Origin of the sequence: Stenotrophomonas sp. SrG (assembly GCF_050031795.1) — a bacterium.
GTDB lineage: Bacteria > Pseudomonadota > Gammaproteobacteria > Xanthomonadales > Xanthomonadaceae > Stenotrophomonas > Stenotrophomonas rhizophila_A.
In genome coordinates, this window is sequence record NZ_JBNBBE010000036.1 from 1 (window position 1) to 1,285 (window position 1,285).

The following is a 1,285-nucleotide window of genomic DNA, read 5'->3' on the forward strand; positions in this document are numbered from 1 at the left end:
TCAATGAACACCCCCAACGCCGCATACGACTGGGACCTGGTCGTGGTCGGCGCCAGTTTCGCCGGCGCCGCCTGCGCACTGGCCGCTGCCGAATTCGGCCTGCGCGTATGCGTGCTGGAACGCAAGGAAGATCCAGGCGCGCGCCTGCATACCACCGGCATCCTGGTCAAAGAGGTCGTTGAACAGACCTGGCTGCAGCGCATTCCGCCCGCACTGCTGCAACGCGTGGAACGCGTGCACCTGTATGCGCCGAACCTGCGCAGCGTGCAGCTGGCCGCACCGGGCTACTACTTCATGACCACCGACACGCCGAACTTGATGCGCTGGCTGGCAGCCGAACTGCCTGCGCATGGTGTCGAGCTTCGCCTGCAGCAGTCCTTCACCGAGGCCGTGCGCGATGGCGAGGGCTGGCAGGTGGCCGGGGCAGGGCGCACGCGCTATCTGGTGGGCGCTGACGGCGCCCGTTCGCGCGTGGCCCAGCGCACCGGGCTGGGGCGGGTGCACGACACCCTGTTCGGGATCGAGCAGGAATTTGCCGGCCTGCAGCTGCCAGAAGGTGGCGCGCTGCACTGCTTCGCCAGCCGTCGCTTCGCGCCCGGCTACATCGGCTGGGCAGCGCAGAACCCGACCGGTGTGCAGATCGGGCTGGCGCTGCGCCACGACCCCGCGCATGCGCGCCAGCCGGACCTGGCGGGTTTCCTGGCGCACATCCGCAGCGTGATCGGACTGCCCGAAGCGGCCCGCCCCAGCGCGACCCGCGCCGGGCTGGTCCCCTGCGGGCTCGCACGCGGGCCGATCGCCGCGCCGGGCGTGATCCTTACCGGAGACGCGGCCGGTATCGTTTCGCCGTTGTCGGCCGGTGGCATCCATTCGGCTTGGCGGCATGGCTGGACGGTCGGCGATGCGGTGGCCCGCCACCTGCGCGGCAGGGGGCCTGCGGCCGAAAGCGTCGCCGTCCGCGCCGCGCCCACGTTCCGGCGCAAACGGGTGCTGCGCTGGGCCATGGACCACCTGCAGGCGGATTGGCCGCTGGATCTTCTGCTGCAGTCCCGCCTGCTGCGGCGGGTGGCCGAACAGGTCTATTTTCATCGTCGCGGCATGCGCCTGTACGGCTGAATACCGCTGCATAAACCTGTTGACGACGTGAAGGAATCCCGACACAATAGCGCTCCTTCGACGCAGGTGCCGGTCGCAGGACGCAGCAACACTGCGGGAATAGCTCAGTTGGTAGAGCGCAACCTTGCCAAGGTTGAGGTCGCGAGTTCGAGTCTCGTTTCCCGCTCCA

The 1,285-nt window shown here is 68.9% G+C and carries 1 protein-coding gene and 1 tRNA gene; both read left to right on the top strand.

The window, feature by feature from the left end; all coding sequences use genetic code 11:
- Nucleotides 1–3 precede the first annotated feature (3 nt).
- Entirely contained in the window at nt 4–1,116 is a 1,113-nt protein-coding gene (locus ACQG3P_RS18865; RefSeq protein WP_426805886.1) for an NAD(P)/FAD-dependent oxidoreductase, read from the top strand.
- Between the two features lie 93 nt (nt 1,117–1,209).
- A tRNA-Gly gene (locus ACQG3P_RS18870) sits at nt 1,210–1,285 on the top strand.

What these genes read in the sequence shown, in the direction of transcription:
- ACQG3P_RS18865 (WP_426805886.1), top strand. Translation starts at nt 4, where the DNA reads ATGAACACCCCCAACGCCGCATACGACTGGGACCTGGTCGTGGTCGGC.